This window comes from Kribbella sp. NPDC050820 (genome assembly GCF_040653975.1).
GTDB lineage: Bacteria > Actinomycetota > Actinomycetes > Propionibacteriales > Kribbellaceae > Kribbella.
Genome location: NZ_JBFAHB010000154.1, coordinates 1,875 through 5,386, shown reverse-complemented (window position 1 = coordinate 5,386; position 3,512 = coordinate 1,875). Strand labels below are relative to the sequence as shown.

At 55.8% G+C, this 3,512-nt stretch carries 2 rRNA genes; both read right to left on the bottom strand.

From position 1 onward, the window contains the following. Positions 1 to 25: 25 nt before the first annotated feature. A 5S ribosomal RNA gene (gene rrf / locus AB0H36_RS47880) occupies positions 26 to 143 on the bottom strand. Between the two features lie 166 nt (positions 144 to 309). Beyond that, positions 310 to 3,432 (bottom strand): 23S ribosomal RNA (locus AB0H36_RS47875). Positions 3,433 to 3,512 lie beyond the last annotated feature (80 nt).

The following is a 3,512-nucleotide window of genomic DNA, read 5'->3' as shown; positions in this document are numbered from 1 at the left end:
CGGGGTGGCCCTTAACAGTGTGAATGTCCGGCGGCGTCCTACTCTCCCACGACCTCCCGGTCGCAGTACCATCGGCGCTGTCGGGCTTAACTTCCAGGTTCGGAATGGAGACTGGGTGTTTCCCCGACGCTATGGCCACCGTAACTCTATGAAAATATCAACCAACCGCCCTGCTACCAGTCACAACACCCACACGCGTGTGGGGGTGTTGGTGTGCTGGGGTTGACCGTATTTCGGGAACCGTACAGTGAACGCGAATCATCGTTTGTAACGCAGCAAGTCTCATTGTCCCACCACAAGCGGTGGGTTGGTGACAAGCCCTCGGCCTATTAGTACCAGTCAGCTCCACACGTTGCCGTGCTTCCACTTCTGGCCTATCAACCCAGTGGTCTACTGGGGGCCTTACCCGGTTAACCCGGTGGGAGACCTCATCTTGAAGCGTGCTTCCCGCTTAGATGCTTTCAGCGGTTATCACTCCCGAACGTAGCCAACCAGCCGTGCTCCTGGCGGAACAACTGGCACACCAGAGGTTCGTCCACCCCGGTCCTCTCGTACTAGGGGCAGCCCTTCTCAAGTCTCCTGCGCGCGCAGCGGATAGGGACCGAACTGTCTCACGACGTTCTAAACCCAGCTCGCGTGCCGCTTTAATGGGCGAACAGCCCAACCCTTGGGACCTACTCCAGCCCCAGGATGCGACGAGCCGACATCGAGGTGCCAAACCATCCCGTCGATATGGACTCTTGGGGAAGATCAGCCTGTTATCCCCGGGGTACCTTTTATCCGTTGAGCGACGGTGCTCCCACATGCCACCGCCGGATCACTAGTTCCGACTTTCGTCCCTGCTCGACATGTCTGTCTCACAGTCAAGCTCCCTTGTGCACTTACACTCGACACCTGATTGCCAACCAGGCTGAGGGAACCTTTGAGCGCCTCCGTTACCTTTTAGGAGGCGACCGCCCCAGTCAAACTACCCACCAGGCACTGTCCCTGATCCGGATAACGGACCAAAGTTAGACAGCCAGAACAACCAGAGTGGTATTTCAACGATGACTCCACCCGAACTGGCGTCCGAGCTTCACAGTCTCCCACCTATCCTACACAAGTTGTACCGACCACCAATACCAAGTTGTAGTAAAGGTCCCGGGGTCTTTCCGTCCTGCTGCGCGTAACGAGCATCTTTACTCGTAATGCAATTTCGCCGAGTCCATGGTTGAGACAGCGCCCAAGTCGTTACGCCATTCGTGCAGGTCGGAACTTACCCGACAAGGAATTTCGCTACCTTAGGATGGTTATAGTTACCACCGCCGTTTACTGGCGCTTAAGTTCAAAGCTTCGCCGGCCGAAACCAGCTAACCTGTCCCCTTAACGTTCCAGCACCGGGCAGGCGTCAGTCCGTATACATCGAATTACTTCTTCGCACGGACCTGTGTTTTTAGTAAACAGTCGCTTGGGCCTGGTCTCTGCGACCATCACCGCTTCCACCCGAGAAGGATGTAACGGATCCGGTCCCCCTTCTCCCGAAGTTACGGGGGCATTTTGCCGAGTTCCTTAACCATGGTTCACTCGATCGCCTTGGTATTCTCTACCTGATCACCTGTGTCGGTTTGGGGTACGGGCGGCTCTAACACTCACTGCGAAGTTTTTCTCGGCAGCATGGGATCATCCACTTCCCCTGAACGGGTCCGCCTCGGCTCTCAGGCACAATGAGACACGGATTTGCCTATGCCTCGCCCTACCACCTTGCCCGCGGATCAGCTTACGCCTACCATCGCCGCGGTTGGACTACCCTCCTGCGTCACTCCTCAATGCACCTACTACCACCTCGGGTCAAACCATCCACCACGCAGCCCGAAGGCCTTGTGGATTCTGGTTCTTAGCATCAGCGGGTTCGGTCGGGGCGTGTTAATGCCGGTACGGGAATATCAACCCGTTGTCCATCGACTACGCCTGTCGGCCTCGCCTTAGGTCCCGACTTACCCAGGGCAGATTAGCTTGACCCTGGAACCCTTGATCATCCGGCGGACGGGTTTCTCACCCGTCATTCGCTACTCATGCCTGCATTCTCACTCGTGCAGCATCCACAACTCCATCACTAGGCTGCTTCACACGCTGCACGACGCTCCCCTACCCATCCACACACCTGGATGCCGTCCGAAGACGACACCGGGTACGAGTGTGAATGCCACAGCTTCGGCGGATTGCTTGAGCCCCGCTACATTGTCGGCGCGGAATCACTTGACCAGTGAGCTATTACGCACTCTTTCAAGGGTGGCTGCTTCTAAGCCAACCTCCTGGTTGTCTGGGCAACTCCACATCCTTTTCCACTTAGCAATCGCTTAGGGGCCTTAGCTGGTGATCTGGGCTGTTTCCCTCTCGACTACGGAGCTTATCCCCCGCAGTCTCACTGCCGCGCTCTCACTTACCGGCATTCGGAGTTTGGCTGATTTCGGTAAGCCGGTAAGCCCCCTAGACCATCCAGTGCTCTACCTCCGGTAAGAAACACACGACGCTGCACCTATATGCATTTCGGGGAGAACCAGCTATCACGGAGTTTGATTGGCCTTTCACCCCTATCCACAGGTCATCCCCCAGGTTTTCAACCCTGGTGGGTTCGGTCCTCCACGCGGTCTTACCCACGCTTCAACCTGCCCATGGATAGATCACTCCGCTTCGGGTCTAGAGCATGCGACTCAAACGCCCTATTCAGACTCGCTTTCGCTACGGCTACCCCACACGGGTTAACCTCGCCACACACCACTAACTCGCAGGCTCATTCTTCAAAAGGCACGCCGTCACACCCCGAAGGATGCTCCGACGGATTGTAGGCAATCGGTTTCAGGTACTATTTCACTCCCCTCCCGGGGTACTTTTCATCTTTCCCTCACGGTACTAGTCCGCTATCGGTCACCAAGAAGTATTTAGGCTTAGCGGGTGGTCCCGCCAGATTCACACGGGATTTCAAGAGTCCCGTGCTACTTGGGAAAACACTCGGAAGTCACTGTCTTACGCCTACGGGGCCATAACCCACTACGGCTCAACATTCCAGAAGATTCGACTTCAACAGTGATTTATAACTCCCCGACCCCACGGCATTGAGGTCTGAATGCTCCCACAACCCCATGTACGCAACACACGCCGGCTATCACACGCACATGGTTTAGCCTCATCCGCTTTCGCTCGCCACTACTCACGGAATCACAATTGTTTTCTCTTCCTGCGGGTACTGAGATGTTTCACTTCCCCGCGTTCCCTCCAGAACCCTATGTGTTCAGGCACTGGTAACTGGCTTTAGAATGCCAGCTGGGTTTCCCCATTCGGACACCCCCGGATCACAGCTCGGTTGCCAACTCCCCGGGGCTTATCGCAGGCTCCAACGTCCTTCATCGGCTCTTGGTACCAAGACATCCACCGATTGCCCTTAGTAGCTTGTCACAACAACAAAACAAACAAAATCGCTACAAAGAGATGCTCGCGTCCACTATACAGTTCTCAAAATACGGGCAGGAACACCA